This is a genomic window from Mumia sp. ZJ1417, from assembly GCF_014127285.1.
GTDB lineage: Bacteria > Actinomycetota > Actinomycetes > Propionibacteriales > Nocardioidaceae > Mumia.
Genome location: NZ_CP059901.1, coordinates 3,183,044 through 3,198,404 on the forward strand (window position 1 = coordinate 3,183,044; position 15,361 = coordinate 3,198,404).

Here is a 15,361-nt window from a genome sequence, read left to right on the forward strand (position 1 = left end):
CGGGCCGGTCTCATGAGGTACGACGTGCCCCGACCCGTGCCTGCACGTCGCCGACCTGCCGGGTGAGGGCGGTGCCCACGAGGAAGCCCAGAGCGATTGCGAACAGGGACATGAACGTGTCGATGAGCACCTGCACCCCCGCCACAGATCCGCTCGCAGCCTCTCCCAGACCGACGAAGCCCAGCGCACCCGGGACGAGGAACCAGAACGAGGCCAGCAGCATCACCATCGACGTCGGCGCCGTCCGGAACGCGGTGGCGAACCGAGTGAACGGGACGACTGCGAGGGCGCCGACGAAGCCTGACAGGGTCGCGCCGAGGCGGCGACTCGCACGCCGGCCACCACACCGAACGCGAGCAGCAGAAGCTGGGCGGTGCCATAGACGATGCGCGATGCACCGGCGACCACCTGGTTGCTGGTCAGCTCCACCGCGGCGACCGTCATCGTGAGACCGGGCAGGAACGTGACGAGCGCGGGCGCGATGAGCCGGAGGGGCTCGTCGCCCACAGCGCCGGCGACGAACGTGCACGTGAGCACGGTGACGAGGAACGCGGCAAAGACCGGCAGCGCCGTCTGCAGCGTAGGCATGGCACGGGCGAGCATCCGGAGCAGGCCGACCGCGAGGCCGAGCAGGGCGTACGAACCGAGCGCCGCCGCCGTCGGGTTGAGGGAGAGCCCGAAGCCGACGCACAGCACGACATACCCGGCCAGTCTCGTGAGCTGTCCGAAGCGCGGTGGCGAGGCTCGCACCGCCTCGATGCGCGCCACACCTCGGCCGGAACGAGGTGATCGGCCATCCCTTCCGTGACGAGGTGCTCAATGGCCCGAGCCTGGTCGAGACGCGCCTCCGCGGACGGGACGGGCTCGAGCTCGGTCCGGTGACCGGAGCCGTCCGTGTCGGTGCTGTCGATCTCGATGAACACGACCGTTGGGAGCACGACCGCACGGAGGGTGTCGATGCCGTACGCGCGCGCGATGACGTGAAGGCTCTCTTCGACGAGGTTGGCCGGCTGCCCGACCTCGAGCTGCGCGACCGCGAACGCGCGCAGCATCGTCAGGACCTCGGCCTCCGAGGGCGCCGTGTCCGGGGCGGGCACCTCCTCCGGCTGCTTGAGCACGCGCCGGGCGAGGGCTTCGACGCCGGAGCGCCACCACCGACCGACCCGGCTCATCGTCCCAGGCCGATCCCGACGTAGGCCGCGACGTACTGGCCGGTGAGGGTCAGCCCCGCGTAGCGCGCGAGCGGGCCGCCCTCGAGCGCGGCCACGCGGTCGTGGCGTACGCCGGAGCGTTCGGCGGCGGCGACCAGCTCGCCGTTCTCGACGCGCACCCTGGCAGCGTCGACGCCGTCGTCGAGCACCACCAGGTAAGGCTGCACGTCAGCGGGCGGGTCTTCGTACGGGTCGGCGAAGACGTCACGCGGCGTGCTCGACTCCAGCAGCGCGGCGAGGTCGGACGACTCGGCTGCGAGCGCGGGGCGACCGGCGGCTCGGCGCAGGCCTTCGGCCCACCGCCGCGCCGAGCGCGCGGCGAGCACGGTCCCGCCCCACAGCAGCGGCGTCGCGTCCGCGAGCGCGGTGGCGACCTGCTTGGCACGGTTGCTGCCGAGGTCGCGGAACGGCGAGCACGCGACCGCCACGTCGTCGAGGGTGCGGGCGACCTCGTCAGCGTCGACCGGCGGTGCGAGCCCGAGTGCCTCGAGCGCCTCGAGCGCGACCACCGTCGTCGCCAGCACGTCGCCCGTCGACGTGGGCAGCAGCGTCGTCCAGCGGGACGCGCCGAGCTCGGCGAGCGGGGATCCCGCGGAGGCGACGAGGATCAACGGGCAGCCGCGGCGCACCGCGTCGGTCACCGCGAGCTGGGCCGCGGCACCGTCGGGCGCGCCGGTCACGACCACGAGGTCGAGGCTGCCGGTCCAGCCGGGAAGCCCGGGCCCTGGCCAGGCGACGAACGGCACGGGACAGACAGGTTCGAGCACGGCGCGCAGCAGGCGTGCTCCAGGACCGGCGGCGACCACTGCGCGCGGGCGCTCATCCCTGCCAGCACCGCTCAGCGCCGCGATCGCCTCACCCGCGGCGTGCGCGTCGACCCGGACGCGCGCCCCCGACCCCGCCAGCTCGCGCATCCCCGCGTCGGCGCGCGCCAGAGCCTGCTCGTCGTCGAGCCTGCCGTCGTCGAACACCGCGCCCCCCAGCGTCCCGCCCGGCGCTCAGTCTGCCAGGCTGCGGGCCTCGTCGACGAGCATCACGGGGATGTCGTCACGGACGGGGTACGCGAGGCGGCACAGGTTGCACACCAGCTCGGCGCGGTCGACGTCCACGGCGAGCGTGGCGCGGCACTGGGGACACACGAGGATGTCGAGCAGCGTCGGGTCGAGGTTCATGAGGACTCCTCCTGGTGGACGAGAGCGAGGACGGCGTCACGCACCGACTCCATGGTGGCCTGGTCGTCGGCCTCGACGTTGAGCCGCAACAGCGGCTCGGTCTGCGAGCTGCGCAGGTTGAACCACCAGGAGTCGGCGGTGACGGTGAGCCCGTCGAGCCGGTCCTGGTCGTATGCCTCGTACGTGGCCGCGACACGCTCGGTCACGACCGCTGCGTCGGCGACGCGGCTGTTGAGCTCGCCGGAGGCGGGATAGCGCTCGTACTGGGCGACCAGCTCGGACAGCGCCGTCCCCGCCTCGTTCATCGCGGCCATGACGTGCAGAGCGGCAAGCATGCCCGAGTCAGCGAGCGAGAAGTCGCGGAAGTAGTAGTGGCCGGAGTGCTCACCACCGAAGACCGCGTCGGTGCGCGCCATCTCGGCCTTGATCAGCGAGTGGCCGACCGGCGTACGGACCGGGGTGCCGCCGTTCTCGAGGACCACCTCGCGCACCGCACGCGACGTGATCACGTTGTGCAGGACAGTGGCGCCGGGGTGGACGGCGAGCTCGCGTGCGGCGATCATCGCGGTCACCGCCGACGGCGAGACCGGGTCACCGTGCTCGTCGATGACGAAGCACCGGTCAGCGTCGCCGTCGAAGGCGAGGCCGAGGTCGGCGCCTTGGTCACGGACGGCGCGCTGGAGGTCGACGAGATTGGCGGGGTCGAGCGGGTTGGCCGGGTGGTTCGGGAAGGTGCCGTCGAGCTCCATGTACATGCCGTGCAGCTCGACGTCGAGGTGGGCGAACACGGCCGGGACGATGAGGCCGCCCATCCCGTTCGCGGCATCGACGACGACCTTCAGCGGACGGGGCCCGGGCGGCACCACGACAAGCTCGGTGACCCGTAGCGCGTACGCGGTGAGCGCGTCACGCGCGATGACCGAGCCCTTGGCGAGGACCGGCTCGACGCCCTTGACAGCACGGTCGGCGATCGCGGCGAGTCCGGTGTCGCGCCCGATCGGCCGGGCGCCGGCACGGCACAGCTTGAGGCCGTTGTCGCCGCTCGGGTTGTGGCTGGCGGTGACCATGATGCCGGGCAGCTCCCACGCCCCGGAGGCGAAGTAGAGCATGTCGGTGGACGCGAGGCCGATGACCACGACGTCAGCGCCGGTGCTCGTCACGCCGTCGGCCAGCGCGTCGGCGAGCTCGGGCGAGGTCACCCGCATATCGTGGCCGATCACGACCGAGCCCGCGGCTCCGTCGTCGCCGGGAGCCGCGCCGGTCTCGTGCGCGAACGCCGCACCGAGGGCACGGGCGACGTCGGCGTCGAGGAGGTCGGGGGCGGCGCCACGCACGTCGTACGCCTTGACGAGCTGCGAGAGCCGTTCAGCCAGCAAAGTCTTCTCCATCGATCAGTCTTGGGGTCCGAGAACGCGCAGGTGTCCCCCGCGACGACCCGCCGGGGGCCGGTCCGACGACGGTGGCGGCACGTGGGCGGCCTCGCGCACCGCGTCGGCGAGGGCCTCCAGGTCGTCGGCTGAAGGCGCCTGTGTCGCCGTCGCGTCGAACTGCAAGCGCAGCACCTCCCACCCCTTGGGGGCGGAGAGCCGCTCGGCGTGCGCCGCGCACAGGTCGTAACTGTGCGGCTCGGCATAGACCGCGAGCGGCCCGAGCACGGCGGTCTGGTCGGCATAGACGTAGGTCAGCGTCGCGACGGCGGGGCGCAGGCACGCGGGGCGGGTGCATCGACGCAGGGGGCTCACCCCGCCGAGATTAGCGTGCCCCACCCTCGGACCGGGACGCGGCGCACCGCCACGCAGGCGGACCCCTCGGCTTGCGCAGCACTCCGTACGCGAGGTAGGACGTTCGCATGGCGCGCCGGAGCAGTCCCAGGGTGGTCCCGCTCGACGAGCCGCGTGGAGGCAGACGGCGCGACCGCCGTGGGCGTGGGTTCCGCGGGCCGGTCGCCCTGCCGGGGCCACTGACGCCGTCGGGCATCCCTGTCGGGTGGGATCGCCGTGCCCAGTTCGACACCGCGGTCCTCGGCGCGGTCGCGCGCCTGCGTCCCCGCCATGCAGCCGCGTTGGAGCTGCTCGACGTCGCCGTGGAGGACGTACCGGTGCTGCCGCGCCGATGGCGCGACGAGGTGCCGCTCGGCACGGTCGTCCCCGATCGTGAGCGGCCGCGGGTCGTCCTGTTCCGACAGCCCGTCCAGCACCGCGTGGAGTCGCGGGCCGACCTCGACGACCTAGTCCTCTCGGTTCTCGTCGACCAGCTCGCGACCTTGTGGCGGTGCGACCCCGACGACCTCGACCCCCGGATGTGACTGCGCCCCGTGAGCCTCTGAGCGCGTGAGCCACGAGGCGGCTCAGGGGGCGCCGGGGCGGACGACCGGCGCCGCCTCGCGGACGGGTGCCGCGCTCAACGGCACGGAGGCGAGGCCGCGCCCGCTGTAGACCGCCGCGGCGCGGACCGGCGCCTCGGAGGCGACCGTGAGGTACGAGACCTGTGCGGCCGCGACACCGACGCCGCCGGACCCGAAGGGGTTGAGCGCCGTCGTCGTCCCGGCCGGGGCCTCGAGCTGCGCGCTGCCGACCTCGGCACCTGTCTCGTCGTGGGCGGTCACGGCGAGCGAGGCTGCCGCGTCGCCGTCGGGCGACACGAGGAGCCCGGCGCCACCGGCACGCAACGCCGACCCGATGCCGACGGGCATCACCGCGGTGCCCTCCCACGGCGCGGTCGCGACGGCGTACGCGTGGTCGGCACCGATCGTCGTGCGCACCGACGCGGTGACGGCGATGTCGGAGGTGAGACGGACCGAGTACGCCCGCGCGCTGACGTTCGCGGGAAGCGTCACGCTCGTCAGCGCCTGCGGGGCGACGTCGATGCTCTCCAGACCTGTCGGGGTGAAGACGCCGTCGTTCGTCGCGACCGACAGCGCGACCGTCGCGGTGCGGTCGGACGGGTTGGCGACGAGCAGCGTGCGCGCACCCCGGTGGGCGGGGACGCCGGCCACCGTCGTCGTGGTCGAGGGCAGCGCCGAAGGCGGCATGAGCTCGCTGCCTGCTGCTGCGGTCCCGACCGACGAGGCGTCGGTCGCGGCGACGGCGACGGCGCCGCGCCGGACGACGACCCGCACGGCCATATCCGACTCCCCTGCGGCGACGTCCTCGAGGCGGACGACACGCGAGGTCTGCGGCTCGACGACGATGCCCGTGGCGCCGACCCCGTCGACGTCTCCGGCCGTGCCGTACATCGAGAGGTCGACCACGCCAGGGTTGCTGGAGGTGTTGGTGAGCACCAGAGCCGTGCGATGCTGCGCGGTGCTGCCGGCGCCCACGAACCAGCGCTCGGGCGCGGGGCGCGGGCACGCCCCCACGGCGGTTCCCCCACCATCTGACGCTTGGGCGACGGAGGCGCTGAACGCGACCGTTCCGGGCGCCTGGGCCCCGGTCGCCTCAACCAGCACCGCACGTGCGCGCCGCCCGGTCAAGGCCGTCGCCCATGTGCCTCGCGGGGCGCCGGCGAGCGCGGCGACCGGGTTGGCACCCGGAAGTCGGACGGCCTCGCGCGCTCCCCCGTCGGAGGAGTCTCCCGGCAGGCTGGTCACGGCGACGGTCGTGGCCGAGGCCGCACCCCGCTGGACGAAGGACGGGCAGCCGTACGCGACCGTGCTGACCTCCTGGGCCGACGGACCGCTGCCGGTCGTCTCCTGAGACGCCGTCCGCAGCTCGCCGACACCGAGCAGCAGCCCAGCGATCACCACGGCACCGATCACCAGGCGGCCCGAATGAGCTCCGAGCGCGAGCGCAGCCGACGTCGTCTCGACGACCTGATCCTTGACGCGCCGACCACCGGCCTGACGTCGTGACTTCTTCTTCGGACTCATCGCACCTCCCTCGCTCGTCCCGGTGCGGCCACGACGACGGCCACGAGCAGCAGCGCCAGCTGGCCGCGCGCCACCCACGGACGCACCGCCGACGACGGCGGCTCGTGCGGCTCGCCGGCGACGGTGAAGGTCCAGACCCGCGACCCTTCGGGACTGCCAGAGGGCTCCAGGCCGGGCGCGGCCTCGAGGGCGTCGACAAGATCAGGGTCAGCGGGGGCGGGCAGGTAGATCGACTGGATCCCGTACGAGCCGAGCCGCTCGAGCACACCCGTCGAGGGGTTGGACAGCAGCAGGCGGACGTCCACGTCCAGGGACCGCAGGTCCTCGGGCGACGGCATGACTGCCTCGTCGCCGAGGCGCGTGCCGTCGCCGGACACGACGCGCTGGGTCACGCCTTCCTCGCGCGTGCCGGTGAGGACGAGCGTGGACCTGCCGTCCTCGGCCCGCGCCGCGAGGTAGGCAGGGATCTCGTCGGGCGTGCCACGCTCGAGCGGGTCGCCGTCGCCGCGGACCGCCCACCACGTGAGGGCGACAGCAGGGCCGACCAGGGCGAGGACCACGAGCACGGCGAACGCGCGCCGTCGCACGGGACGGTCGGCGAGGCGTCCGTGGAGGCCGTCGGCGGCGCTCCCTGCCGCTGCGGCGAGGGCAGCGATCCACAAGGTGGCCGGCACTCCCACCCAGACCGGGCCGCCCGAGATGCCGTCGGTGAAGGTCGCGCCGGCGCCGAAGCTCGCCCACCCGAGCACCCAGAGCCCGGTCGCCCACGCGACGAGGACGGCAGACCGGGTCTCCCTGCGCAGCAGGGCCAACACACCGAGCAGCAGAAGACCCGCGGTGGCGTACGTGGCGATGCCCGGACCGCCCGCGTGCCCGAGGGCGAGCTGCCAGGTCGGCGGGTCGAGGTCGCCGACATCGGCGTTGGCGCGCCCCGCCTCCCACCACCAGGCACCGGGGTCGAGCGCGCGCCGCCACATCCAGGAGCCCAGCAGCAGCCATGGGAGGAGCAGCGCGGTCGCGATGCTCGGCCAGCCGCGGCGGCGCAGCAAGATGGCGCCGGCGACGAGCAGCGGTCCCGCCGCGAGCAGGTACGTGACCGGGGCGAACGCCGTCGCGAGCGTGAGCCACAGCCCAAGACGCAGACCGTCCGTGACCCGCGGCCGCGTCATCAGCAGGTAGGCGGAGTTCACGATCGCCGGGGCCGCCGCGAGGGCGACGACCGTCCCGATCCGTCCCTGGACCAGGGCGCCGGACGTCGCGACCAGCAGGCCGTACGTGGCTCCCCACCACAGCCGGACCCCCGGGGAGGCGAACAGGCGGCGGCCGAGACGGTGGGCGGTGAGCGCGGCGAGCAGGGCGCCGGCGAGGACCACGATGCTGACGGCCAGGTCCGCATTGCCGCCCAGGAGGGTGGCCAGGAGGGCCAGCGGGACGACGTAGCCGGGTGCGGGCACGTCGCTGCCGATGCTGACATCGTGCGAGCCGGCGGTGAAGAACGACCACCACGCTCCCGCCCCGTCGGGGGCGGGCAAGAGCGCCCCGCCCATCAGGAAGCCCGAGCCGATGACGCTGCGCGAGGCGACGAACGCGACGAGCGTGAGGACGAGCATCGTCGTCAGCCACGGGTGCCGTGACAGGTACGAGCCGGTGGTCGGGAGTTCCTCGTCGTCGTCCTCCGGGCGCAGCTCGACCGCGGCGCGCCGGCCGGTCATCTCTGGCGCAGGACCGACGAGGGTGTTGACGAGCTCACCGAGGGCGTCGAGGCCGTGCCGGTACGGGATCAGGGGCGAGGGCAGCAGACGCTCACGGACGCTGCGCGCGTCGACGCGGGCAGCGGCGGCACGACGCCGTCGCGCCGCCAGCATCGCGAATGGCCTGCGGTAGACCGCCAGGACACCGAAGATCTCATCGGCGGCCTCGCGCGGGGCCTTGGCGAGCAGCAGCACGAGGGCGCGCAGGAGGGTGCCGAGGAACAGGCGTACGGACTGCCAGAAGAAACCGGGCCGGCTCGCGTTGGCGAGCAGCGTGTACGTCGCGGCGCGGCGCATCTCGCGGCGTGGCCTCGGCGCCAGCGACCCCGGACGCAGCCCGGTGGCAGCGGCCTCGACGTGGAAGAAGACCGACGACGGGGCGACGCGCACACGGTAGCCGCGGCGTGCGGCGCGCCACCCGAGGTCGATGTCGTCGAAGAACAGCGGGAGCCGGGGGTCGAAGCCGCCGAGGTCCTCGAGGACGCGTCGGCGTACGAGCATCCCGGCGGTGCTCACGGCGAGGACGTCGCGCGGGCGGTCGTGCTGGCCCTGGTCGGGCTCGCCGCGCTCCAGACCTGTCTCGCGCGCACCCGTCCCGCTGATCGTGACCCCGACCTCGAGGAGGCGCTTGAGGGACGGCCACTCGCGGAGCTTGGGCCCCGCGATGCCGATGTCCTCCGACTGCGTCGCCTGGTCGAGCAGGTGCGCGAGCGCGTCAGGACCGGGCGCCGAGTCGTCGTGCAGCAGCCAGACCCAATCGGTTGGCGCCGACCCCTCCAGCGCCACACGGACCGCATCGCCAAAGCCGGTGCCCGGCGGCGCCGTACGGATCGATGCAGAGTGCAGGTAGCGCGCCAGGATCTCGCGTGTCTGGTCGGTCGACGACACGTCGACCGCCACGACTGCCTGCGGGAGGTGGGCGAGCGACGCGAGCGCATCGAGCACCAGTGGGAGCCACCCTGCACCGTTGCGGCACACGATGACGGCCGTGACGCTGGGTGGGGCGGCGAGCCAGTTCCGGGAGGGGACAAGGCCCTCGTCGACGCCTTCGATCATAGGTGCTGGAGTCTAGCCATCCGCCTGGTGCACGGACGTCCCGGCACCACCGCGCGGCGCCCGATCGCCGCCGTGCGAGGGCCGGGCGCCACGCTGCGGCGCCCGCCGCGTCAGATCGCGCGCTTCTTGAGCTTGCGACGCTCCCGCTCGGACAGCCCGCCCCAGATCCCGAAGCGCTCGTCGTTCTCGAGCGCGTACTCGAGGCACTCGCCACGCACGTCGCACGTCAGGCAGACCCGTTTTGCCTCTCGCGTCGAGCCGCCCTTCTCTGGGAAGAACGCCTCCGGATCCGTCTGCGCGCACAGTGCGCGGTCCTGCCAGCCCATCTCCTCGGCGTCTGCGTGGAAGAGATCTTCCATCAGTCTCGCCTCCTGCCCCTCGTGATCCCCGTGGTCAGCGCCGCCCTTGACCGGACGCGGGCCCCGACCCCTCGAGGACCCACTGCCGGTGACGACATCGCCCCCGACTTGCATCCGGCCGTCCAAGAAAAGGACGACACTAATGAAATTACAAGCCTGTCAATACCGATCCGTCAAGCCGAAGAGTGCTAATGCGAAGGCCCGCACCACTGTGGTACGGGCCAACGCGTGCAGATCGGGGTTGCTCAGGCGCCGTTCCCCGGCGACCACCACGAGCTCGGGCCGGGCTGGCCGTCGTCGCGTCCGTCGCCCTGCTCGGCATCGCTCGCCGACTCGGACCCGGGGTCCGTGCTCGTGGCGTCGGCGGCATCGGCGTTGTCGAACGTGGCGTCACCCAGACGGGACCCGCCCCACGAGACATCGCCCCCGCCCCACGGCTGCTGCTCGCTCGCCGGCTCAGGCTGGTAGGTGGGCTGCTCAGGCTGGTAGGTGGGCTGCTCGGCCTGCGGCGCCCACGAGGAGCCGTACTCGGTCGGCGCCTGCCACGAAGGCTGCTCGGTCGCCTCCTGTGCCCACGCCTGCGGCTGCGCGGGCTCGGAAGAACCCCACTGCGCGTCACGCGCCCACGTGGACTCCTGGCCACCCCAGCCCGACTGCGCGGGCTGTGCCGGCTGCTCGGCGGCGGGTGCGACCCAGGAGGACTGCTCCTGCGGCTGCCACGCCGACGGGGCCGCGGCCTCGGCGGGGGGGCTCCACACCGCGGTGGACTGCTCAGCGGGCTCCACCTCGGGAGCGGCCTCCACCTGCGGCGCGGGCGCCTCGTGCTGCGCGGGCTGCTGTGCGGGCGTGCTCGGAGCGGGCGAGCCCCAGGCCGACCCTGCGGCCTCGGCTCCCACAGCGCCTGCCGCCGCGGCACCCGCGGCGCCGGCGGCGTACCCGCCGTACTGCTGCCAGCCCTGCTGCGGCGCGGCCGGCTGCGCACTCTGCTGCGGCCCCTGCGGCGCCTGCTGCTGCCAGCCACCCTGCTGCGGCGCCTGACCGCCCCACTGCTGGGCCGGCGCTGCGGGCCAGCCGCCCTGCTGCTGCCCCTGCTGCGGCTGACCACCCCACTGGCCACCCTGGCCGCCCTGGGCGGGCGACCACTGCGGCTGACGGACGGGCGCCGGCAGCTCCCGGAGGACGACGACCGTGTAGAAGAGCGCGACTCCGACGAACCCGAGCGCCGCGAGCATGTCGAGCACGTAGGACGCCTTGGCCGGCAGGAGATCCTCGCCGAGGACCTTGATCAGGCCCCACAGCGTCAGGACGGCCGCGACACCGAGGACACCGAGGCCCACGAAGGTGATGAGGCGTGCGTGGGGGCTCAGGTCGTCCTTGCGCGTCGCGAGCGCCACGGCGGCCACGACCGCCACCACACCCACGCTCAGGCGTGTCTCGAACGGTCCGTCGTCGATCAGCGCGATGAGCGCCGCGAGCAGCGAAACGGCGACGACGCCGAGCAGCGAGTACGACAGGATGTCGCGGTACTTGCGTAGTGAGTCGGTCACGGATCCCCATCTCCTGGTTCGGGCGCAGAGCCATGCCCTGTCCCAGTGGACGGGCCTACCCTACGCAGTCCCCGGCTCATCGGTCTCCCCCGGGCGTGCGGGTTCTTCGTCCCCGGAGGGGAGAATGGCTGCATGAGGATCACGGTTCTGTCCGGAGGCATCGGCGGCGCGACCTTCGTCGGCGGACTGCTCGACGAGGTGGGCGACGACGCCGACGTGACCGTCGTCGGCAACACCGCCGACGACATCTGGTTGTTCGGGCTCAAGGTGTGCCCTGACCTCGACACGCTGATGTACACCCTCGGCGGCGGGATCGACACCGAGCGCCGGTGGGGCCGCGCCGACGAGACGTGGAGCGTCAAGGAGGAGCTCGCCGCGTACGGCGCACAGCCGACGTGGTTCGGCCTGGGCGACCGCGACGTGGCCACCCACCTGGTCCGGACCCAGATGCTCGAGGCGGGCTACTCCCTCAGCGACGTCACCCGCGCGCTGTGCGTGCGGTGGGAGCCGGGGGTCACGCTGCTGCCGATGACCGACGACCGCGTCGAGACCCACGTCGTGGTCGAGGAAGGCGGACAGCGCAGCGCGATCCACTTCCAGGAGTACTGGGTGCGTCTGCGCGCCTCGGTCCCCGCGCACGGCGTCGTGATGATCGGGATCGACGACACCAAGCCCGCGCCCGGCGTCGTCGAGGCGATCGCCGACGCCGACGTCGTCCTCGTGCCTCCCTCGAACCCGGTCGTCTCGGTCGGCCCGATCCTCGCGGTTCCGGGGATCGCCGACGCGCTGCGGTCGACGTCTGCCCCGGTCGTCGGGGTGTCGCCGATCATCGGCCCCGGTGCCGTACGAGGCATGGCGGACCAGCTCCTGACCGGTCTCGGCGTCGAGGTCAGCGCCAGTGCCGTCGCCGCCCGGTACGGCGCCCGCTCACGCGGCGGCGTGCTCGACGGCTGGCTCGTCGACACCTCCGACGCGTCACAACTCGCGGCGGTCGCCGACGCCGGCATCGAGGGGCGCGCCGTCCCTCTCTACATGTCCGACGCCGCCACGACCCGTACGCTCGCCGCCGACGCGCTCAGGCTCGCCCAGGAGATCGGGTCGCGCCCGTGAGCCTGACCCTGTGGCCGGTCACCGGCGTCGGCGAGGTCGGGCCCGGCGACGACCTCGTCAGCCTCCTTCTCGAGCGACTCGACGAGCCGCTGCGGGACGGCGACGTCGTGGTGGTCACCAGCAAGATCGTGAGCAAGGCGCTCGGGCTCTCGACGGCCGCCGACCGCGATTGCGTCATCGACGCCGAGACCGTACGGGTCGTCGCGCGCCGCGGTGCGACCCGCATCGTCCGCAACCGTGCGGGCCTCACGATGGCCGCTGCCGGCGTCGACGCCAGCAACACCGCACCCGGCACCGCGCTCTGGCTTCCTCACGACCCGGACGCGGCCGCGCGCGACCTGCGGGTGCGGCTGCGCCGCCGCGCCGGCGTCGAGATCGCCGTCGTGCTCTCCGACACGGCCGGACGTGCGTGGCGCCGCGGGCAGACCGACATCGCCATCGGGAGCGCCGGCCTCAAGGTCGTCAACTCGCTGTCGGGGACGCAAGACACCTTCGGCAACGCCCTCCACGTCACCGAGCCGGCCGTCGCCGACGAGATCGCGGGTGCCGCCGAGCTCGTGGCCGGCAAGACGAGCCAAGCACCGTTCGTCGTCGTACGGGGGCTCCCCCGGCACTGGGTCGGCGATCACTGGGCCCACCCGCAGTCAGGCGCCGCCACGCTCCTGCGCCCCGACGACGAGGACCTCTTCGGGCTCGGCGCACGGGACGCGGTCGAGGTGGCCGTCGGGACCGGGAGGCCTGTCGGGTTCCCCGCACCCGAGCCAGACGCGTACGACCGGGTCCTCGCGCTCGCCGCGCCCGCGGAGGCTCTTGTCGAGGTGACCGCGACCGACCCCGCGACGTTCGTGGTCGCGGTCAAGGACGACTCCGACGAGGCGCTCGTGGAGGCCGGTCGCGTCTCCGAGCGGCTGCGCGTGGCTGCGCGTGCCCATGGGGTGGACGTCGCGATCGAGGTGCGACCCTCAGGTGCCCGCGGCCGTTAGGGTGGCACCGTGACGATCGCCGACCTGCTTGCACGGGCCACCACTGTCGATCCGTCGCGGCCCGCCGTCACGTTCTACGACCTGACCACCGGCGAGCGGGTGGAACTGAGCCTGACGACCTGCACCAACTGGGTCGCCAAGACCGCCAACATGCTCCAGGACACCCTCGGGTGCGACGAGGACACCACCGTCGACGTTCTGCTCCCGGTGCACTGGGAGACGGTCATCTGGTTCTTGGCGACGTGGGTCGCAGGGGCGACCGTCAGCCTGCGCCCGGGTGACCGGCTCGCTGTCGTCGACCCGGCGACGCTCGAGGAGGCGGCGAGCGCCGACGACGTCGTCGCTCTCTCGCTGCGCCCGCTCGGCGGCCGCTTCACCACACCGTTGCCCGGCGGCGTCCTCGACTACAACGCCGAGGTGCCCGCGCACGGCGACCACTTCACCGCGTACTACCCACCCGCCCACGGCTCACCGGCGCTCATCACCGACGACGGCGTGCTCAGCCACGAGGAGCTCACGGACCGCGCGAGCGGCACGTACGCCCCGGGCGCGCGCGTGATGATCGTCGGAGACCGCGACCTCGGCCCCTTGGTCGATGCGGTCCTCGCCGCGCTCGACGCCAACGGATCGCTCGTGCTGGTCCGGACGCCGGACGCCGACGCGCACCGCGACCAGCTCGCCGCGATCGCCGAGACCGAGCGCGTCACCGTCGCGTGACGCGGGTCAGCAGACGTCGCCGAGGTCCTCGGCGTCGTTGATCCGAGCCGAACGCTCTTTGTCGGGATCGGCCCCGGCCTTCTCCGACTTCGCAGTCTTCTCATTCGCCTCGCCGTCTCCCGACGTGCCGGCCGCCTCGGATGTCTTCGCCGGGGGCTTCTCCGAGCGCGCGATCCCCTTGTCGACCATGCGGCGGATCTTGTCGAAGTCCGGGTCGCCGGTCTGGATCGCCGGCGGGACCAGCGACACCGTCGACACCTTTGCCCCCCGCGCCTTCAGCGCCAGCTCGACGAACGTGTCGAGGTCCGCGGCGGGGATGTCGGTGCTCAGCATCTTCTTGCTCGAGTCGGCGATGCTGGTCGCCTTGAGGAGCACGGTGTTGGGGTCGAGCTGGGTCAGCATCGCGCTCATCAGGCACTTCTGGCGCGCCATGCGCGAGTAGTCGGAGTTCTGGACGCGGCTGCGGGCGTACCAGAGCGCCTCGCGACCGTCGAGCTTCTGGCGCCCCTTGGGGATCCAGTCGGTGATCGGCGAACCGATGCCACCGATCGCGGTGCGCTCACGGACCCGGATCTTCACGCCGCCGACCGCGTCGACGAGCGAGGCGAAGCCCTTCATGTTGACGAGCACGTGGTAGCTGATTTTGAGCCCGGTGATCTCCTCGACGGCTGCCCGGGTCGCGTCGATGCCTTCGTGGTCGCTGCCCTCGAACAGGTCGGGGTGGTCGTCGGCCCACGTGTTGACGCTGTTGAGGTAGCAACCGTCGCAGTCGAAGCCGCGCGGGAACTCCTCCTTCATCGGGTGCCCGTCGGGGAACGGGACGTCGGCAAGGTTGCGCGGCAGGCCGACGAGCACGGTGTCCCCGGTCTCGGTGTCGATGCTCGCGACGGTCAGCGAGTCCGGTCGCAGACCGTCACGGCCCTTGCCCGAGTCGCCTCCGAGGAGCAGCACGTTGTAGCGCCCATGCTCGGCCTCGCGGACGACCGAGGAGCCGAAGACCGTGCTGATGAAGTCCTGCTGGACGGCCATGAGGTTGGAGGCAACGAACAGGGCACCCGCGGTCACGAAGCACAGCAGGCCGCTGACCCCACTGACGGCGAGGCGGTGCTTGCGCTCGAGCCGCAGCGGGGTTCCGAGACGCCAGGAGTCGGCGAACAGGGCCACCCACCCGAGGGCGAGCGCGATGAGGGCGAAGCGCATGAGCCACAGCAGGCCGGTCGACGTGAGGAGGGAGATCACGATGCCCCGGTCGATCCATGCCAGCAGGAGGAGCAGGAGGACGAGACCCCACAGGCCGGCCCAGATCCGCAGCGCCACGCGTCCGACCTGCTTGTTGCCGGCCAGCAGCTGCGCCGAGCCGGGGGCCACGAGCGTCATGACCATCAACGAGAGCGCTCTGCGGAATCGGACGCGGGCCGAGTCCACCTCTGCCTGCGTTCGTCCGTACGAGTCTTCGCGGTCGGACATGTACCCCCGTGATGTCGCTGTCGGTGCGGCGCCCACCCCTGGACGCCCCGCCAGTATCACCAGCGGACCGGCCTCGACCGGGACGACGCGCCGAGGAGGGCGCAGCACGCGCGACGTCGT

General features: G+C 72.9%; 14 protein-coding genes and 1 pseudogene. 4 read left to right on the plus strand and 11 right to left on the minus strand.

Annotated elements, in window-relative coordinates:
• Positions 1-10 precede the first annotated feature (10 nt).
• The 6 genes and pseudogenes from H4N58_RS15500 to H4N58_RS15530 form a co-directional block, all read right to left on the minus strand.
• Entirely contained in the window at positions 11-229 is a 219-nt protein-coding gene (locus tag H4N58_RS15500; protein WP_167251709.1) for a hypothetical protein, read from the minus strand.
• Positions 223-1,172 (minus strand): annotated as a pseudogene (locus H4N58_RS20990) (threonine/serine exporter family protein). The gene H4N58_RS15500 and the pseudogene H4N58_RS20990 overlap by 7 nt, the downstream one beginning before the upstream one ends.
• Complete coding sequence (locus H4N58_RS15515) at positions 1,169-2,182, minus strand: SIS domain-containing protein (RefSeq protein WP_243845154.1); 1,014 nt, start codon at positions 2,180-2,182, stop codon at positions 1,169-1,171. The pseudogene H4N58_RS20990 and the gene H4N58_RS15515 overlap by 4 nt, the downstream one beginning before the upstream one ends.
• A 27-nt stretch (positions 2,183-2,209) precedes the next feature.
• Positions 2,210-2,383: a Trm112 family protein gene (locus H4N58_RS15520; protein WP_167005170.1), complete on the minus strand. Its 174-nt coding sequence runs from the start codon at positions 2,381-2,383 to the stop codon at positions 2,210-2,212.
• Positions 2,380-3,771 (minus strand): phosphomannomutase/phosphoglucomutase, encoded by a 1,392-nt coding sequence (locus tag H4N58_RS15525; RefSeq protein ID WP_208322941.1) that lies wholly within the window; start codon positions 3,769-3,771, stop codon positions 2,380-2,382. The genes H4N58_RS15520 and H4N58_RS15525 overlap by 4 nt, the downstream gene beginning before the upstream one ends.
• A 3-nt stretch (positions 3,772-3,774) precedes the next feature.
• Positions 3,775-4,125, minus strand: a complete 351-nt coding sequence (locus tag H4N58_RS15530) for a DUF3499 domain-containing protein (protein WP_167251707.1) — start codon at positions 4,123-4,125, stop codon at positions 3,775-3,777.
• Positions 4,126-4,232: 107 nt separating this feature from the next.
• Between H4N58_RS15530 and H4N58_RS15535 the strand changes: the two genes are divergently transcribed.
• Complete coding sequence (locus H4N58_RS15535; protein ID WP_167005176.1) at positions 4,233-4,688, plus strand: metallopeptidase family protein; 456 nt, start codon at positions 4,233-4,235, stop codon at positions 4,686-4,688.
• A gap of 42 nt (positions 4,689-4,730) precedes the next feature.
• Here the strand turns inward: H4N58_RS15535 and H4N58_RS15540 are convergent, their stop codons facing one another.
• From H4N58_RS15540 to H4N58_RS15555, 4 genes are all read right to left on the minus strand, one after another.
• Entirely contained in the window at positions 4,731-6,251 is a 1,521-nt protein-coding gene (locus H4N58_RS15540) for a DUF5719 family protein (RefSeq protein WP_167251706.1), read from the minus strand.
• On the minus strand, positions 6,248-9,058 hold the full coding sequence (locus H4N58_RS15545) for a glycosyltransferase family 2 protein (RefSeq protein WP_167251705.1): 2,811 nt from the start codon (positions 9,056-9,058) through the stop codon (positions 6,248-6,250). The genes H4N58_RS15540 and H4N58_RS15545 overlap by 4 nt, the downstream gene beginning before the upstream one ends.
• A 110-nt stretch (positions 9,059-9,168) precedes the next feature.
• Positions 9,169-9,417 carry a WhiB family transcriptional regulator gene (locus H4N58_RS15550; RefSeq protein ID WP_167005184.1) on the minus strand — a complete coding sequence of 83 codons (249 nt, stop codon included), beginning with the start codon at positions 9,415-9,417 and terminating at the stop codon, positions 9,169-9,171.
• Between the two features lie 245 nt (positions 9,418-9,662).
• Positions 9,663-10,964 (minus strand): hypothetical protein, encoded by a 1,302-nt coding sequence (locus tag H4N58_RS15555; RefSeq protein ID WP_167005187.1) that lies wholly within the window; start codon positions 10,962-10,964, stop codon positions 9,663-9,665.
• A 132-nt stretch (positions 10,965-11,096) separates the two neighbouring features.
• On the opposite strand from H4N58_RS15555, the gene cofD reads away from it, so the two are divergent.
• The 3 genes from cofD to H4N58_RS15570 are packed head-to-tail and all read left to right on the plus strand — an operon-like array spanning position 11,097 to position 13,774.
• Positions 11,097-12,074, plus strand: coding sequence for a 2-phospho-L-lactate transferase (gene cofD / locus H4N58_RS15560; protein WP_167005190.1), 978 nt, complete (start codon positions 11,097-11,099; stop codon positions 12,072-12,074).
• Positions 12,071-13,057: a coenzyme F420-0:L-glutamate ligase gene (cofE, locus tag H4N58_RS15565; protein ID WP_167005193.1), complete on the plus strand. Its 987-nt coding sequence runs from the start codon at positions 12,071-12,073 to the stop codon at positions 13,055-13,057. Before cofD ends, cofE begins: the two co-directional genes overlap by 4 nt.
• Positions 13,058-13,066: 9 nt before the next feature.
• Entirely contained in the window at positions 13,067-13,774 is a 708-nt protein-coding gene (locus H4N58_RS15570) for a TIGR03089 family protein (protein WP_167005195.1), read from the plus strand.
• A 6-nt stretch (positions 13,775-13,780) separates the two neighbouring features.
• On the opposite strand, the gene H4N58_RS15575 is transcribed toward H4N58_RS15570, so the two are convergent.
• Complete coding sequence (locus H4N58_RS15575) at positions 13,781-15,241, minus strand: LCP family protein (protein ID WP_167005197.1); 1,461 nt, start codon at positions 15,239-15,241, stop codon at positions 13,781-13,783.
• Positions 15,242-15,361 lie beyond the last annotated feature (120 nt).

Coding starts and splice junctions, on each gene's coding strand:
- H4N58_RS15500 (WP_167251709.1), bottom strand. CDS start 229: ATGGTGATGCTGCTGGCCTCGTTCTGGTTCCTCGTCCCGGGTGCGCTG.
- H4N58_RS15520 (WP_167005170.1), bottom strand. CDS start 2,383: ATGAACCTCGACCCGACGCTGCTCGACATCCTCGTGTGTCCCCAGTGC.
- H4N58_RS15525 (WP_208322941.1), bottom strand. CDS start 3,771: ATGGAGAAGACTTTGCTGGCTGAACGGCTCTCGCAGCTCGTCAAGGCG.
- H4N58_RS15535 (WP_167005176.1), top strand. CDS start 4,233: ATGGCGCGCCGGAGCAGTCCCAGGGTGGTCCCGCTCGACGAGCCGCGT.
- H4N58_RS15540 (WP_167251706.1), bottom strand. CDS start 6,251: ATGAGTCCGAAGAAGAAGTCACGACGTCAGGCCGGTGGTCGGCGCGTC.
- H4N58_RS15545 (WP_167251705.1), bottom strand. CDS start 9,058: ATGATCGAAGGCGTCGACGAGGGCCTTGTCCCCTCCCGGAACTGGCTC.
- H4N58_RS15550 (WP_167005184.1), bottom strand. CDS start 9,417: ATGGAAGATCTCTTCCACGCAGACGCCGAGGAGATGGGCTGGCAGGAC.
- cofD (WP_167005190.1), top strand. CDS start 11,097: ATGAGGATCACGGTTCTGTCCGGAGGCATCGGCGGCGCGACCTTCGTC.
- H4N58_RS15575 (WP_167005197.1), bottom strand. CDS start 15,241: ATGTCCGACCGCGAAGACTCGTACGGACGAACGCAGGCAGAGGTGGAC.